Origin of the sequence: Enterobacter cloacae complex sp. 382A5, from assembly GCF_050031095.1 — a bacterium.
GTDB classification, from domain to species: Bacteria; Pseudomonadota; Gammaproteobacteria; order Enterobacterales; family Enterobacteriaceae; genus Enterobacter; species Enterobacter cloacae.
In genome coordinates this window covers 1123798-1139063 of the sequence record NZ_JBLGVK010000001.1, presented here as the reverse complement: position 1 = coordinate 1139063, position 15266 = coordinate 1123798, and the positions used below count along the sequence as shown (strand labels likewise).

At 53.9% G+C, this 15266-nt stretch carries 14 protein-coding genes and 2 tRNA genes; 3 read left to right on the top strand and 13 right to left on the bottom strand.

Annotation, left to right across the window (positions count from 1 at the left end; genetic code table 11):
* Nucleotides 1-135: 135 nt before the first annotated feature.
* The 7 genes from yahO to ACQG2G_RS05355 form a co-directional block, all read right to left on the bottom strand.
* The gene (yahO, locus tag ACQG2G_RS05385) at nt 136-411 is read right to left on the bottom strand and encodes a DUF1471 family periplasmic protein YahO (RefSeq protein WP_061771464.1); all 276 of its coding nucleotides are present in this window, start codon (nt 409-411) and stop codon (nt 136-138) included.
* Between the two features lie 150 nt (nt 412-561).
* Nucleotides 562-1593, bottom strand: coding sequence for an ABC transporter ATP-binding protein (locus ACQG2G_RS05380; RefSeq protein ID WP_061771465.1), 1032 nt, complete (start codon nt 1591-1593; stop codon nt 562-564).
* Nucleotide 1594: 1 nt separating this feature from the next.
* Nucleotides 1595-3169, bottom strand: coding sequence for an ABC transporter permease (locus ACQG2G_RS05375; protein ID WP_062856602.1), 1575 nt, complete (start codon nt 3167-3169; stop codon nt 1595-1597).
* Between the two features lie 24 nt (nt 3170-3193).
* Nucleotides 3194-4210 (bottom strand): iron ABC transporter substrate-binding protein, encoded by a 1017-nt coding sequence (locus ACQG2G_RS05370; RefSeq protein WP_061772343.1) that lies wholly within the window; start codon nt 4208-4210, stop codon nt 3194-3196.
* 358 nt (nt 4211-4568) lie between these two features.
* Entirely contained in the window at nt 4569-5399 is an 831-nt protein-coding gene (locus tag ACQG2G_RS05365; RefSeq protein WP_248079013.1) for a CPBP family intramembrane glutamic endopeptidase, read from the bottom strand.
* Nucleotides 5400-5480: 81 nt separating this feature from the next.
* Nucleotides 5481-5553: transfer RNA gene (locus ACQG2G_RS05360), tRNA-Thr, on the bottom strand.
* 282 nt (nt 5554-5835) lie between these two features.
* Nucleotides 5836-5912 (bottom strand) — tRNA-Arg (locus ACQG2G_RS05355).
* A 278-nt stretch (nt 5913-6190) separates the two neighbouring features.
* Here ACQG2G_RS05355 and ACQG2G_RS05350 point away from each other — a divergent pair.
* The 3 genes from ACQG2G_RS05350 to fimZ all read left to right on the top strand — a co-directional run bounded on the left by ACQG2G_RS05350 (nt 6191) and on the right by fimZ (nt 9074).
* Nucleotides 6191-6889 (top strand): EAL domain-containing protein, encoded by a 699-nt coding sequence (locus ACQG2G_RS05350; RefSeq protein WP_061771687.1) that lies wholly within the window; start codon nt 6191-6193, stop codon nt 6887-6889.
* 24 nt (nt 6890-6913) lie between these two features.
* Nucleotides 6914-7636 carry a helix-turn-helix transcriptional regulator gene (locus tag ACQG2G_RS05345; protein WP_038982831.1) on the top strand — a complete coding sequence of 241 codons (723 nt, stop codon included), beginning with the start codon at nt 6914-6916 and terminating at the stop codon, nt 7634-7636.
* Nucleotides 7637-8441: 805 nt separating this feature from the next.
* A complete protein-coding gene (gene fimZ / locus ACQG2G_RS05340; RefSeq protein ID WP_013095936.1) occupies nt 8442-9074 on the top strand; it encodes a fimbria biosynthesis transcriptional regulator FimZ in 633 nt (210 codons plus the stop codon).
* A gap of 51 nt (nt 9075-9125) precedes the next feature.
* Here fimZ and sfmF read toward each other — a convergent pair whose 3' ends face one another.
* The 6 genes from sfmF to fimA all read right to left on the bottom strand — a co-directional run bounded on the left by sfmF (nt 9126) and on the right by fimA (nt 15161).
* On the bottom strand, nt 9126-9650 hold the full coding sequence (gene sfmF / locus ACQG2G_RS05335) for a fimbria assembly protein (RefSeq protein WP_061771686.1): 525 nt from the start codon (nt 9648-9650) through the stop codon (nt 9126-9128).
* 9 nt (nt 9651-9659) lie between these two features.
* Nucleotides 9660-10664 (bottom strand): type 1 fimbria D-mannose specific adhesin FimH, encoded by a 1005-nt coding sequence (gene fimH / locus ACQG2G_RS05330; RefSeq protein ID WP_020685033.1) that lies wholly within the window; start codon nt 10662-10664, stop codon nt 9660-9662.
* A 13-nt stretch (nt 10665-10677) separates the two neighbouring features.
* Entirely contained in the window at nt 10678-13242 is a 2565-nt protein-coding gene (locus ACQG2G_RS05325) for a fimbrial biogenesis usher protein (RefSeq protein ID WP_061771685.1), read from the bottom strand.
* Nucleotides 13243-13256: 14 nt separating this feature from the next.
* On the bottom strand, nt 13257-13949 hold the full coding sequence (gene fimC / locus ACQG2G_RS05320; protein ID WP_013095932.1) for a type 1 fimbria chaperone FimC: 693 nt from the start codon (nt 13947-13949) through the stop codon (nt 13257-13259).
* Between the two features lie 34 nt (nt 13950-13983).
* A complete protein-coding gene (gene fimI / locus ACQG2G_RS05315; RefSeq protein WP_013095931.1) occupies nt 13984-14529 on the bottom strand; it encodes a type 1 fimbrial protein subunit FimI in 546 nt (181 codons plus the stop codon).
* Between the two features lie 68 nt (nt 14530-14597).
* A complete protein-coding gene (gene fimA, locus ACQG2G_RS05310; protein WP_013095930.1) occupies nt 14598-15161 on the bottom strand; it encodes a type 1 fimbrial major subunit FimA in 564 nt (187 codons plus the stop codon).
* Between the last annotated feature and the right edge of the window lie 105 nt (nt 15162-15266).

The following is a 15266-nucleotide window of genomic DNA, read 5'->3' as shown; positions in this document are numbered from 1 at the left end:
TATATCTGCGTTAGCAAGTGTAACCGCGCGTTTCGGCCTGAGGCCAGGGGGTTAAATGAAGCCGGGGAAGAGAGAGGTGTTACAGAGGAAAAGCGTGACGCACAGCCACCCCGGATCCGGGATGGCTGCAGGACATTATTTTTTCTTGTAAATATCGGCCGTGCCGTGAATTTTGTTGTTGGTATTACCTGACGTGAGCACCAGTACGTCGGCACCTTCTTTATCTGCTTTTTCAATCAATTCTTTCTTTGCATCATCAACAGAGACTTCATTTGAAGTGCTTACCGTACCGATTTTTTCATACTGCGATTCGACTTTCTCGAATTCATTTTTCGTCAGCAGTTCAGCCGCAAAGGTATTGGTGGTAAACAGAAACGCCGTTCCCAGCAAAATAGCAGTCGTCTTTTTCATAACCTTTTTTCCTTGAGATTAATCAGCAACTACGAAAAACCTCACACATGATGGTGAGGTTTTATGAGCATGGTAGAGAATCTAAGGAAATGCCACACGTTAAGGAAAATTCTTTTATAACAACCCGTTGGATTAAATTACTAACGAACATTAAGAATATTCAAAAACGCGCGCCGTACCAGCAATATCAATACGCACCGCCGCCCCAGGGTGCCATCCAGGCTGGCTGACGGTTTTCAGGGTAATCGGCTCCGTTTGTCCGGCTAACGCCAGCGTCAGCGTGGAGAGCTGGCCGGTGAAATCCACATCAACAATCGACACCGGGCTTTCGTGCGCCGCGCATGCCGTCACGTGCAGTTGCTCAGGGCGCAACATCACTTTGCCCTGCCCCGTCGCCTGGGCGTTGTCCGTGGGCACCTCGCCCAGCGCGCAGAGCGCATAGCCGCTGGCGAGCTGAGCAGGCAGGATCACCGCATCCCCCAGGAACAGCGCCGTCTCTTCATCCACGGGCTGGCTATAGACCTGATAAGGGGTACCGACCTGAGTGAAACGCCCGGATCGCATGACCGCCACTTGCGTGGCAAAGGACAACGCTTCGTTTTGATCGTGAGTAACCAGGATCGAGGCCACGCCCGCTTCCGCCAGCAGGTCAGCCGTGGCCTTACGCGTCATGGCGCGCAGGCCGGTATCCAGCGCCGAGAAGGGTTCATCCAGCAGCATCAGGGAAGGACGCTGCGCCAGCGCGCGGGCAAGCGCCACGCGCTGCTGCTGGCCGCCGGAAATCTCATGCGGCCAGTGCGTGGCGAGTTGTCTGTCAAGCGAGACCATCTCCATCAGTGCTTCCACGCGCTGGCGCTTCTCGTGGCGGGTACCGTCTAATCCCCAGGCAATGTTGTCTGCCACATTAAGATGCGGGAAGAGCGCCCCCTCCTGAGGTACAAAGCCAATTTTACGCAGATGCGCAGGAATAAAGTTGTTCTGATCGAACAGGATTCGGCCCTGCATCACGATCCGTCCGCTATCCGGCGTTTCGAACCCGGCAAGGATACGCAGCAGCGTGGTTTTACCCGACCCTGACGGCCCGACAATCGCCGTCCGGCTTCCCGGCGCGACGCTCAGGTTTAAGCTGTCGAGCACCTGCGCATCGGAAAACGATTTAGAAATGGACGTTAATTCAAGCATCTCATAGCCCTGCAATTTTTTTGGACTGCATATAAAGAATGGCGGTCAGCGGAAGTGAAATCAAAATCATCAGCATGGCGTAAGGCGCAGCGGCAACATAATCGATCTCGCTGGTCAGCGCCCAGAAACCGGTGGACAGCGTGCGCGTTCCCAGCGGGGAGAGCAGCAGCGTCGCCGTCAGTTCGTTACTGACGCCAAGGAAGACCAGCGCCGCCCCTGCCGCCGCACCGGGCGCGGCCAGGCGCATGGTGACGCTCCACAATGCCTTCGCGGGCGTGCTGCCCAGACTGCGCGCCACGTTTTCGAGCTCCACCGGCGCCTGGGCAATCCCGGCCCGCAGGTTAATGAGCGCACGGGGCATAAACATCAGCAGATAAGCCAGGAACAGCGTAATTTCGGTCTGATAAATCGGACGTGCATAGTGAATGGTGACCGTGACCAGCGCGAGGGCGGTGACGATCCCCGGCAGAGAGCTGGTGATGTAAATGCACCCTTCCAGCATCCGGAAGATGCGGTGCGGATAACGGATACCGAGCCAGGCGATGGGAATGACACAGGCGGTGGTCAGCAGCGCGCCGCCCACACCGAGCATCAGCGTCTGGCGCAGCGAGTGCCAGAGATCGGCGCTCATCCAGTTCTGTACGCCGCCAAGCCATATCCAGCGACACAGCACAATGAGCGGTACGCCCAGCGCCAGCACAATCAGCACGAGGAAAAACAGCTGGCCCAACACCGCTGCAACAGGCTTTAGCGGCCAGCGCGTCTGTTCACGTGCCGCCCCTGCGCCGATGCGCGCATAACGGGCTTTCCCGCGGGTGACCCCTTCCAGCAGCAAGATGGCCAGACAGCATAGCGCCAGCACACCCGCCAGCATATTTGCCGCCGGGCCACTGAATGTCGACTGGAACTGGTCGTAAATGGCGGTGGTGAAGGTATCAAAGCGGATCATCACGTACAGGCCATATTCCGCCAGCAGATGCAGGGCCACCAGCAGCGCACCGCCGCAAATCGCGAGCTTAAGCTGCGGTAATACCACGCGAAAAAAGACCCGCCACGGCGGCGTGCCGAGGGAAGCGGCAACATCTTCAAGCGTTGGATCCAGACGACGCAGCACCGCCGCCACGGGCATATAGATAAACGGGTAGTAGGCTAACACGGAGAGAAACACGCCCGCAGAAAGCCCATGCATGGAAGGCACCACGCTCACCCAGGCGTAGCTTTGCACGAACGCGGGTATGGCCAGCGGAGCCACCGCCAGCGCAGACCAGATCCCCCGCCCGGCGAGCTGAGTACGTTCCGTCAGCCAGGCTATCGCCACGCCGGTGACGATACAGAGTGGCACCGCTAAGGCCGTCAGCCACAGCGTGTTGCTGAGCAGCTCAGCAACACGCGGGCGAAACACCAACGCCTTAATGGTTTCCCAGCCCGTCTCAATGCCAATGGCAATGATAAAGCCCAAAGGCAGAAGCGCCATTAATGAAAACAGGACAGCTAACGCAACCATCGGCAGCGCAGGACGCCTGCGGGCAGGCTCCCGCACTCTGTTTTTGCCGATGTCGAGACTCAGACCAGACATAGGACGTTCACTTTACTCTCAGGATCACAGCAGGCCAGCTTGCGTCATCAGCGCGATGACTTTTTTACTGTTAAGCGTGGAAGGTTCCACTTTCGGTGCATCCAGCTCGTTCAGCGGCACCAGTTTCGGGTTAGAGGCCGCATTCACGCCCACCGCATATTCAAAGGCGTTATTGGTGCGCAGGCTATCCTGCCCTTCTTTGCCGGTGATGTATTTAATGAAGGCCTGTGCCTGCGCTTTGTGTTTGCTGGACGCCAGCACGCCGCCGCCGGAGAGGCTAACAAAGGCGCCCGGATCCTGGTGTTTGAAGTAGTAGAGCTTAGTGTTTTTGCTGTTTTCACCCGTTTTGGACTGATCGACAAAACGGTAGTAGTGATAAATCACCCCGCCATCAATCTGACCGGCGTTAACGGCTTTCATCACCGTGCTGTTGCCTTTATAGGCAACGAAATTGGCTTTCATCGCTTTGAGCCACTCAAGGGTGGCCTGCTCGCCTTTCAGAGCCAGCATTGCGCTGACGATCGCCTGGAAATCGGCTCCTGACGGAGAGGCAGCCCAGCGGCCTTTCCACTCGGGTTTAGCCAGATCCATCAGCGATTTTGGCAGCTGCTGCTCGCTCAGTTTTTCCGGGTTATAGACAAACACCGTGCTGCGAGCGGCAATCCCGATCCAGCGACCGTGTGCCGGACGATACTCCGCCGGTACCTGCTTTAATGTCTCTGCATCTAATGGCGCAAACAGTTTGGCGTTATCAACCAGCACCATTGACGGCGAGTTTTCAGTTAAAAATACATCCGCAGGCGATGCGCTGCCTTCCTGCACCAGCTGGTTGCCCAGCTCGCTGTCATCGCCATTACGCAGCGTGACCTTAATACCCGTTTCTTTGGTAAAACCGTCTACCCACGACTTCACCAGATTTTCATGCTGCGCGTTATAAACAACGATACCTTCGTTGTTATCAGCGGCAACCGATTGAGTTGAAAGGAAAAGTGATGAAGAAAACAGGGCAAGCGAGAAGCATGACAGCAGGCGAGAATTCATGAACATATCCTTAATAGACCAACGTGATAAACAACAAAGGGCTGTGTGGGACAGGATTAAAGCATACAACAACGCTAATGATAATTACTATCAATCGAGTTTAGACGTAAAAGTGTAAAATTCGTTTTTAGCAGATTTAAGAATGATAAAAACCCAAATTTTAATGCGAGATAATTTTTAGATTAAGAAAACCTTAAGCCTGCCAACAATGAAATTCATTAGCCTTCTATTTATTCTGACGCGAAGGTAAATGTGTTATTCATGCCCCCGGCATATATAAAAAAAGCCCCGATGCTTCGGGGCTTTTTATGCTTATCCGGAGGCAGCCAAATTTATAAGGCCACTATTTTAAAAAGCATCACACAGACGCGTGAGGGGCGTACATCGGATAGGTGAAGAACAATAAATGCACGCAGTTCAGCCCAAAATGGAAGAACGTTGCAACCCAGAGCCTGCCGCTCCACATCCACGCCAGGCCGTAAATAATACCGGAGAGGCTGGCAAAAATAATCAGCAGTAAACCGCCGCTATAATGCATTAGCCCAAAAATGAGTGAGGCAATCAATAGCGCTACAACAGGATGCACAACCCGGGACAAGCGCTGCTGCAGATAGCCTCTGAACAAGGCTTCCTCGGCTAAAGAGACGAAGAAAATATTCGCAAGGGCAAATTGAGCAAACCATTCTGGCGCATGCGGCTCAATTCTCAGCCCGCCCAACGCAACAGCCAGAAGTAACAGCGCGGGTATCGCCAATACCAATATTCCCCAGCCTACCTTGCCAGCTTTATAAAGGGGTTTTGCTACGAATAACGTTGGCATGCACGTAATTAAAAAGAACGGCACCACTGCCTTGTCCATATTAAAGTACATACTGAACGGTATGCTTTGCGGACCAACAACGACAGCGTCCAGTACCTTCGGGTTATGGAAGCCAGGGATCGCATGCAAAACCCGGGCAACGGCGATGACCACGCACAGGCCCTCGACCAGATAAGTATATTTATTATTTTTATTACGTAGCCATTCAACAACAGACCAGCCAATAACGATTAATGCAATCACCAGCAGCGCCGGGGCGTCAAGAATGCTCTGTTTCCAGCCGAGAAATGCCGTTAACCCCAGCATCAGGTAAGCCAGGCTTTTATTCAGGGAAAGTGCGGCAAGCGAAGTTGCGAGTAGATACCACATAAATGTCCTTCATGATTGGCATGTACAACAGTGAAATGAATGTCGTGCCGGAGGCATCCCACGGGGAAGCCATAAATAGGGTGCCGACTACCGGAATCGAACGGGTGACCTACGGATTACACGTCAGTTGCTCTACCTACTGAGCTAAGTCGGCGTTGGTCCGCCACCGGAGCCTCGAACCCCGTACTACAACATCCTGGTTGTCGCTCTTCCCGATGAGCTAGTGGCGGTATGGTGGCCCTGACTGGAACTACGCCAATGACCGGTCGATGGCGGAACAAACGTTCTGACCGACAGGCTACAGAGCCGGGTTCAGAATGATACACATCTGGAATTAACCATGCAAATCAGATGGTTAAAAGCTGGTACAGAGTGAAGGATCGGTAGCGGTTGGTCGGTCTGGGGAAGAGTGGGCTGGATTAAGGCTGAGACTAAATGGCACGCCCTGTAGGATTCGAACCTACGACCTACGGCTTAGAAGGCCGTTGCTCTATCCAACTGAGCTAAGGGCGCACTGAGAAGAGTGAACTTCGCGGTGGTGAAACGCGAAGAATTATACGGTCAATGGCAGGTGAGTCAATGCCTTTTCCGTTTTCACCCCCGATTAGGGCTAGCTGATTGTAAATATGGCTGTTTTTTCAACATTCCCGGCCTTTCTTTCGTAGAATTTAGCGCTGCGAAAAGGCTTAGCTGCATTTAAGTAACGCCTGCTGTTTTCCTGAGCGTCAACTCGTCACACTAGTGTGAAGTATCCCGGCCGCCTGGAGGCTGACAGACAACAGGACAATGGAGTGACAGCGCAAAACCTGATCGATACGTCCCCCAGCTTGCAGCACCTCTCTCACGATATCGCGGGCATCAAACTTGAGCCTATCATCGCCCTCTCCTCGCAGCGCCAGGTTGGGGTGGAAGTGCTGAGCGTTCTGTCAGCAAGAGAGCAAAGCGAAGCATTTTTCAACGATCGGTCTGCGGAGTGGTCACTTACGCTGCTTGAAGCGCAACTTGTCGCGCTAAAAAATACCCCGCACTGTCATAATCTTTACGTCAATCTGCCGATAACCGTATTAACGCAGCCGGACGCCTTTCAGCGGCTTCTCCGGCTGCCTGCCGCACCGCTGAATATAGAAATTGTCGAGCCGGCAAGCTTTCTGGCGCTGTCTGACACAAAACGGCAGGACGTTCACCAGCGCCTGCTGCAGCTCAGAAGACAAGGCCACGGTATCTGGCTGGATGATATTGATGAAGCGATCGTCCAACCGTTTTTGTCCTGCCGGCTGCCGTTAACCGGCATAAAAATCGACAAGGAAGCATTCTGGCGTTTACGCGCCACCCCTGCGCTCGGGCAACTGGTGACACGTTGCTTTCAGCTTGCCGACAACGTGCTTATTGAAGGTATTGAGACTGAAAAGGATCATAGCCGGGCACGACAGGCAGGAGCAGGATTCGGCCAGGGGTACTACTGGCCGTCCTGGACATGGCCGGAGGAATAAAAAGCCATTTCCAGGAGGGAAGCCATGCGAATGACAGTGCGCCGTTACCGGCGGCGGCGTACAGGAAGTGATGCACTGGGATTTACGCACTCGCCTTTTGCTCCCCCCTTTTTCGACCGGCTCGAATTTTTGAGCCAGTCCATCCACCAACATCGCAAAACAGACGCGCCCTTTATTATTCTGGTCACGGAAGATCATTTCCTGCGCACCGGTTTTCTGAACGGCCAGTTTCCCCTGAGCAGCTGTAGCGACTACCCGACGCTGGACGAAGCCTTTCAGGCGCTCAACCAGTGGCCTGCAGCCCGTCTGGTGGTAGATATTGAAAGCCGTACCACGGCGCTTATAGAAAAGCTGGATCAGCTGAGAAGACACAGCCTGTATCCGCCCTTTCTCACGCCGTATCTGTTGGTCAGGGCGGATAATTACGACACCCGTCTGTTCTGTAAAGCGGCGGGGCCGTTTCATGTCCTTGAACGCCAGTCAACGGCGGCGGCACTCCAGCACAGCCTGATGGACATTAGCCCTCCACAGGGCTCCAGTAAAGAGTGGTTCTCTCGCGGCGAGTGGCCCATTTTACAGGAGCTGTCGCGGGGGAAGTCACTACGTCAGATCGCCCTGCTGCAGAATCGCCCCTACAGCCGCATTATCTATCGCCTGAGCTGCATTCTGGTGAAGCTCGGGCTTAGCCATCGCCAGGAACTGCTGCATCTTCTCAATAATCTCTCCGACTGCCCGTTTTACTCTTAACCTAACCCCTTATTTCCTAAAGATCTTTAGGAAGTTACTTACTAAAAAAGTTAATTTTATGTTAACCGTTAACATAAATCTCGAAATTACAACTATTCCTAATTTCTGACTCTGAACCACGTGAAATATTAAAGAATAAGTAAAGCGCAGCACTTTCATCCATGCGTTAAGGGATTGATGGTTCCGTTAACAGGATGATAATGATGTAAAAACAAGCAATTTGGTTGCACGCCCCTGGCGCTTAAAGCGAAGGCCGCAGAAGATTTTGCTCTTCCGGCATAGTATTTTTCTGATATCGGGGAGAGGTATCGGGATGAGGATGAGACGCGCTATCTGTGCAAATTCACGCCACTTCAGCAGCAGGTGAGACGTTTTACTGCCCCGCCATTTCATTAACAATTTTGCAACATATAGTGGTATCTGTTATTTTTTGTTATTACATAAAGATGAAAAGATGCGGTAAATCGAATAACAGGACATTTCCGCTAAATTTAAAAAAATAGCCATTCAGATCCAGAAGATAATACAAATCAATAATCATGAATTAATCTGCAGGCTTTTCGGAGAAAACTTACACGGTATAATAAGACGCGTACCAATTATGAATAAGAAAAACCTTTTTGCCGCCACCAGCCAAATGAGATGACCGCGCTGAGGCAATGACATTACCACTACGTTAACAAGGATGCTTTCGCTCTTTCCAGGGAAATACCACCCTATAAGGATCTGCAAATTTATCCTTCCGGCATTTCGAGAGTTTGAACCAAACTCAGCATAACGCTTTTAACAATCTGAGGCATAAAAAATGAAACCGGCATCCGTTATCATTATGGACGAACATCCTATCGTCAGAATGTCGATAGAAGTCCTGCTACAGAAAAATAAAAATATCACAGTCAAACTGAAGTCTGGCGACAGCCATGAAGTTCTCGACTGTATCCGCAATCACGCCATCGATCTGGTGATCCTGGACATTGAACTTACGGGCACCGATGGCTTCGCTTTATTGAAAAGAATCAGAAACTTAAACAAAGACATAAAGGTCCTGTTCCTCTCTTCCAAATCGGAGTCCTTTTACGCAGGCCGTGCCATCCGCGCCGGGGCAAATGGGTTTGTCAGCAAACGAAAAGATTTAGGTGAGATCTACAACGCCGTGGAAATGATTCTGATGGGCTATTCTTTTTTCCCGTCGGAAACGTTGAACTTTATTAATCACCTGGGCTCAGGGAAAGGGATGGCATCCGATATGCCATTATCGAACCGTGAGGTCACCGTACTGCGGTATCTGGCGAATGGCTTATCGAATAAGGAAATTGCCGAACAGCTGCTATTAAGCAACAAAACCATTAGCGCGCACAAATCCAATATTTATTCCAAGCTCGGTGTGCAAAGCATTGTGGAATTAATTGATTACGCCAAGGCACACGAGCTGCTATAACCTGAATTCACTCCCTGCAGTTTATCTGAGTTGCAGGGAGTGCGGTCAGCGCTAATTATAATTAATCATAAATGTGGCATCCGCATCGGCGCGTCCGGGCCGGGGGTTATCCGCTGTGGCAATATAATTAGCATAAAATGACAACACGGCATTACCCTGCGCATCTACCGCTACCGGCTGGCTGGCCTGCTGTAACGCAAGACGCGTTTTATCCGCATCCCTGATCTCCACCGCGACGTTATTCGCCGTACTGGCGTCATTCAACGCCAGCAATCCGCTGTCACTCCCGTCAGTTTTCCCGGAAAACGTAATTGATGCCGAGCCTGGCGGACAGCCTGTCAGCTTCAGCGTGAAGGGCATGGGCTGCGTGCGGCTCCCCGTGGTTCTGAGCTGCTTCGTCGGCCAGGTGCCCAGCGTGACGGTCTTGTCGCTGTCGCTGCCCTCTGCCACACAGGTAAAATCAACGATATTGCCGTACATCTGAATATTGATCTCGCCCAGCGCTGTGGCTGACCACGCGTTTGTCTGACACATCGTCAGGGCCAGCGCAGCGAAAGGCCATGTCCAGTTCCCCATCTCTTCCCCTTAATCGTAATCCACGCGCAGATAGCCGCGAGAGGTGAACCGGCCTTCTGCTGGCTTATTCCCCGTAATGCTCACCGGCCAGACCCGGATCCCCACCTGCGCCTGCGCGCTGTCATCCAGACGGAACGGAATTTTGCTGTTCAGGTTGTTAGGCGTCAGAGGCGTACCGCTATCGTTCGCCACGACAAACCCTAAATCCGGGTTATCGGAAACCAGCGCATTGCCCGAGATTTTTTCCGCCTCGATGCGCATCGTCAGATACGCATTGGCCTCCACATTGGTGCACTTAATGGCAATGGTTTTGCTTTGTGGTGAGACGTTCTGAGGACGATTGCCCGCCCCCGCCTGGCTGAACAACGACGCGCCAATATCACCAAAATCAAACTCCACCACCTGCCCGGCGTTAATCGCACAGCTTTGTGGTACCTGAATGGTGCCGCTGTAGCTGATGGTATAGACCGGCGTATTCAGCGGATCGGATGACGTGGTGGTGACATAGACGGTGAACATGGTCTGCTGGGGGATCACCACCATGTTGATAAACCGCCGTGTGACCCGCAGACGAAAGACCAGCTTCGAATCGGTGACAGGAAACGCTTTGTTGTTCGGAACGTTAGGGTGCTGCCCCATCTGAATGTAGTCTGACGGTGGATAGAAGGTGCCCGCGTAGTCATCGTGGATCTGCATTGCGCCATCAAGGTAGTCATTCAGCTTCACATACTTATAGCCATCAATTACCGTCGTTATCGGCAGGCTGGTGACATAACTACGCATCGTGGACTTTCCGGTTGTTCCTTTAGGGCAAATGGCGTTCACGCCCACCAGCCCGGATTTTTGCGCAAGGGTCACAATCTGCCCCGGTTTGTTATTGGAACTGTTAAAGACGTTTGAAAGATCGTATGAGATATCCTTCGGCACGCCCGTGGCGTTCTGGCAAACCGTCGCCCACGCGGGCATCGTGCTGCAGAGCAGCGCTAAGCTAAACACATTGCGTAAACTGCGCATCTTTGGGTTCCTGTTAACGGTCACAGCTTGCCCCCGCCATGGTAATGGCCTGGTTTTGGCTTTCAGGCGATAAACGATAGTGCGCACGACACTGGGACTGCATCCCATTGCCCCACTGAATAAGCAGCTCCCCTTCCAGCGGCAGCCCGCTCAGGTAAATCTGCCCGTCATCGCCCACCATACTGGTGACCCCGCTCTGGGTTTCACGGACCACGGCACCAAACGGCACAGGCTGGTTGCCGCGGGTCACGGTCAGCAGGGCGCGTACGCCGATACGGGTATCGAAGCTGGCGCGCACCAGCGCACCTTTGGTCGGTACTACGCTGCTGACGTTATTTTCGATGTCGGTGTTGTTACTCATGGAGTTGGTATCCAGCGCCACGCGGTTATAGCGGTAGACGGTGGCATACGGCATGACCGCGTAGCCTCGCCAGTCGGTTTTCACCCCGGTCTGGTTTTCCACGCTGACGCCCGAGGCTCCCGGCGCTTTGATCAGGACGTTAGTGTCGCCCAGCGGCTGGCTGAAGGTGACGCCGTCGGCATGGCCCACCACCCCACCGGAGAGCTGCCAGTTGAGATCATGCTGATCGCGCGCGTAGTTGTAGCCCACCCCCAGCGTGCCGTAGGTCGCCTGCCAGTTTGCGCTGGCGCTACCGCTTGAGCCGTTGGTGCTGGTGTGCCCCTGCGTAACGCTGTAGTTCAGGTTGCGATCTTCCAGCAGGGTGCCGCTGACCCCGGTTTGCCAGCTGGTATCACCGTCGCTGTTGCGGCTGGCTGAGGCCGTGGCGTAAGCGCGGTCGATGGCGCTGTTCCGGCGATATCCCTGACGGGTAAAGAGGCTGAACGGCACCGAGACGTTAAAGGACGCGATCCGGTCCGTGCCCTCTATCCCGACGGACTTGTTCCACGACCATGACAGGGAGTAGTTGATCCCTTTTACACCTCCGGCATAGCCGAGCTGATACCAGAGGTTCGACTGGCTGGTGCCCCAGTAGGTCTGCTCGCTGCCGGAGACATAGACTGAGCCGTAATCACCCAGCGACTGAGAGATGTTGAGCTGGAAGCGCCCTTTTTTGTTCCACGTCAGGTTGTGATAGCTCTGCACGTCCGGCACGCCGTCATCATCCTTGCTGTCGGCATACTGATAGCCTTCCATCGAACGCCAGGCCACATCATCCAGGGTGTAAAACCCTTTCGTGGAGTAGCGATAGCCCAGCAGCTGGAAGTTGGTGCCGAATCCGTTGAGTGATTTTGCATACAGGAAACGCAGGGACTGGCCTTCATGGCGGCTGTCGTCCGCCAGCTGGCTGCGGGCATGGGTGATATCGACCGACACCGCCCCCCAGTCACCGAGGTTTTTCCCGGCGCCAATGGCCACCGCGGTATAGCGCGACGCCAGCTGCGTACCGCCGTAGAGCGTGTAACCATTGGCCAGACCGGTAATCAGCGTGCCCTGGGTGAAGAACGGCGTGTCCTGATCGCTGTTACCGCTGCGGTAATCCCCTGCCACGAGGTCATACTTCCAGCGACCTTCACGCTGCAACAGCGGCACGGTGGAGTACGGCACGGTATAGCGTTGCTGGCTGCCGTCCTTCTCTTCTACGGTCACTTCCAGATCGCCGCTTGAGGAGGTAGGGTTCAGATCGGTAATGGCAAACGCGCCAGGCTGGACATAGCTCTGGTAGATAACATAGCCGTTCTGGCGAACAACCACTTTGGCCGGGGTACGGGCGATACCGCGCACGGTTGGCGCGTAGCCCTGCAGGCTGTCCGGGTACATGCTGTCGGACGAGAAAAGCCGCCCGCCGCGGAAACCGACGCTGTCAAAGACATCATTGCCGGTATTGCTGTCGCCCAGCACCAGCTCGCTTTTGAGCGGAATGACGGTGCGCTGTGCCCAGGTGCCGATGTTCTGCCAGTTACTGTGCCGCTGGCCGTTGTTTTGCGTATAACGCCAGGCGCCGTTATTGCGTAAACGCCAGGCGCCATAGTTCAGCCCGCTCTGCAGGTTCAGATAGTAGCTGTCATCCTCGCTTCCCCGGTTGCCGGTAAAGCTGTAGTTCAACAGCGCGGCGGGGATCCCTTCATCCCACTGTTCAGGCGGGATATAGCCACGGGCGCTGTTCTGCATCGCCACCTGCGGCAGGCTGATATTCAGACGCTGCGAGGCGAAATTAAATGCGACCAGACTGCCGGGGATCGCTGTCGCCAGCGGGACACAGGTGTCGTCCTGCACCTTTACCAGCTCGGGAAACGCGGCGAGGTTAACGCCAAACCGTTCCAGCATTTTACGCGTGATGCACGGCGCCAGTCCGCCCGCCACCGGTGGCGTATCGTCGGCCTGTTCAAAGCGCACGTCCTGGGTCGCGATAAACTCATCGTTACGCCAGATATCCACGCGATACACGCCGGGTGCCTGCTGGTGACCTTGTTCAAAACGCGATAAATCCGCCACGCTGGCGGTATCGTCGGACAAAAAGGCCGGGTTAAAGTAGCTTTCGCTCCAGCCCGACTGCGGCCAGAGCGTTGCCATCAGCGCCAGTGCAACCGGGCAGTAACGCCATTGATGATTATTCATCGCCCTGACTCTGCTCACAGGTTGACGCTACGCGCCGGAGTAATGGCACCGTAGTCATTGACGCTCTGCCAGGAGAGCGTACCGCCCGCACCAGCCGGCAGCGCCTGCTGTGCCGAATTTTTTGGCGCAATCATGATGTTATCCAGCGTCTGACCGCCCAGCTTCAGATTGACCAGCGTGATGTAATACGGTGAGGCGTTGCTGATCTTCAGATGCGAGCCAACGCGCTCAAAGCGCAGCTGAGAGAGCGCCTCTTCCGGCTGCATTGCCAGGTTATTCGGGCGCACAAACAGCTTGATACGCGACAGGATGGCCAGTTGCAGCACGTTGTTGTTTTCGGTTTTGGCTTTGTTCACTGACGGGATCGCTTTCACGTTCATGTAAAACAGCGATTCACGATCGGCAGGCAACGCAGGCCCGGCGTAAATAATGCGCAGCGTGTTTTCGCTGTCCGGCTCGCTGACAAACAGCGGTGGCGTGACGGCAAAGGTTTTTTCTTTTTGCCCGTTTGCGTTTTCGATCCACGCGTTAATTAAATAGCGTTCTTGCTTGTTACTGTTGGTGATCGCCAGTGAAGTTTGTTTAGCATCTGCCGGATAAATAACGCGCGTAGCTCCAAGTGCAATACCGCCGGACGCATTCGCGCTTGCAGAAACCATCATTAAAATAAACGATAAAATCAGTCCTGGTTTAATTAGGGTATTCATCAAAACCGTACCTTTAATAATGTGTTCGCAGGTGTTATGGATAAATCAACGTAAACCAGACATCCGACTGAATATTGCCTGGCACAAGGTGTTCGGAAATAGCCCGATATCGGGCGCTAAAATGAAACGCAAGCTCGCGGGTATCAATGGGCAGCCAGCTGACCGCCGTGGCGTTGGGGATAATCTGACGCTGCTGTTCGTCAAAGAGTGCCAGCCCCACCCCGCTGCTGATGGGTGTTTCACCGGGGCGCGATGTCGCCAGAAAAACCTGCGGGTCTTCCGCGGGCGTGATGCCCTGGAACTGGATCCCGACGGTGCGAGAAACATCCACGCTGCAATCCAGCAGCCGCACGGTAAAAGGCACATTTACGGTGGAAAAACTGCCCACCCCGGAAAACGAGTTGGTCCGGTATTGTCCCATATCGATGCGCATATTCTGGCTGTCTGGCGCCACGGCGCAGCCACCGTTCACCAGTTCACCCCGGAGGTGTACTTTGCCGCCGTCAATCACCACCGTATGGGCGAATGCCTGGGAAGCCATCGCAAGGGTTAACAGCAGTAGTGTTCCTGTCCTTGTCATCCTTCGTTCCTGGCCTGAGCGTATGACGGGCCTCATCCCTGAGGCCAAAACATCCCTGTACGGAGGAATTATTCGTATTTCATAACGAAAGTGGCGTCAGCGTTTGCCTGGCCTGGTTCAGTGGTCGCAGCAGTGGCTTTATAACGCGCGCTGAAATTCAGGGTGTTGGTGCCCTGGATCAGGTTCTGCGCAGCAGAGAAGGTGGCACCGTCTGGCGTCAGAACGCTGGATTTGCTGTCGAGGATCTCGATACCAACACCTTTCGCGGTGTTGTCGTTGCTACCGGAAGTCACTGCCAGCAGGGTTTTGTCAGTTGCGTCGATCTGACCGGTGAACGCCACAGCAGCCGTTTTCGCCACCAGCGGATCGCAATCGTTCAGTTCGATGGTGAATGGAATATTGGTGGTGGTATCACCCACTTTGGTGAATTTCGCGGTACGGTACTGACCGAGATTAACAGTCTGCTCGGAAGAATCGGTATTTACTGAACATGCAGCATTAACCAGTTCACCTTTAAAATGCACGGTACCGCCATTTACGGAAACTGGCGTAACCGGATCGGCAGCGTGAGCGGCACCCGCGACCAGGGCCAGTGAAGCAATAACAGTAGAAGCAATGTTGCTGAGTTTCATGTCTATTCCTTTAAAATGTAAATAACCCTTCCCGCGAATTTTCGGGAATAAGAAATACGTTCAATTGAAAAAATTGAAAGCTTATTTCGGAGGAGACAAAGTAGC

Bases quoted from the DNA above. Each gene is read 5' to 3' on its own strand.
- yahO (WP_061771464.1), bottom strand. From the start codon at position 411: ATGAAAAAGACGACTGCTATTTTGCTGGGAACGGCGTTTCTGTTTACC.
- ACQG2G_RS05380 (WP_061771465.1), bottom strand. From the start codon at position 1,593: ATGCTTGAATTAACGTCCATTTCTAAATCGTTTTCCGATGCGCAGGTG.
- ACQG2G_RS05375 (WP_062856602.1), bottom strand. From the start codon at position 3,169: ATGTCTGGTCTGAGTCTCGACATCGGCAAAAACAGAGTGCGGGAGCCT.
- ACQG2G_RS05370 (WP_061772343.1), bottom strand. From the start codon at position 4,210: ATGAATTCTCGCCTGCTGTCATGCTTCTCGCTTGCCCTGTTTTCTTCA.
- ACQG2G_RS05365 (WP_248079013.1), bottom strand. From the start codon at position 5,399: ATGTGGTATCTACTCGCAACTTCGCTTGCCGCACTTTCCCTGAATAAA.
- ACQG2G_RS05345 (WP_038982831.1), top strand. From the start codon at position 6,914: ATGCGAATGACAGTGCGCCGTTACCGGCGGCGGCGTACAGGAAGTGAT.
- fimZ (WP_013095936.1), top strand. From the start codon at position 8,442: ATGAAACCGGCATCCGTTATCATTATGGACGAACATCCTATCGTCAGA.
- sfmF (WP_061771686.1), bottom strand. From the start codon at position 9,650: ATGGGGAACTGGACATGGCCTTTCGCTGCGCTGGCCCTGACGATGTGT.
- fimH (WP_020685033.1), bottom strand. From the start codon at position 10,664: ATGCGCAGTTTACGCAATGTGTTTAGCTTAGCGCTGCTCTGCAGCACG.
- ACQG2G_RS05325 (WP_061771685.1), bottom strand. From the start codon at position 13,242: ATGAATAATCATCAATGGCGTTACTGCCCGGTTGCACTGGCGCTGATG.
- fimC (WP_013095932.1), bottom strand. From the start codon at position 13,949: ATGAATACCCTAATTAAACCAGGACTGATTTTATCGTTTATTTTAATG.
- fimI (WP_013095931.1), bottom strand. From the start codon at position 14,529: ATGACAAGGACAGGAACACTACTGCTGTTAACCCTTGCGATGGCTTCC.
- fimA (WP_013095930.1), bottom strand. From the start codon at position 15,161: ATGAAACTCAGCAACATTGCTTCTACTGTTATTGCTTCACTGGCCCTG.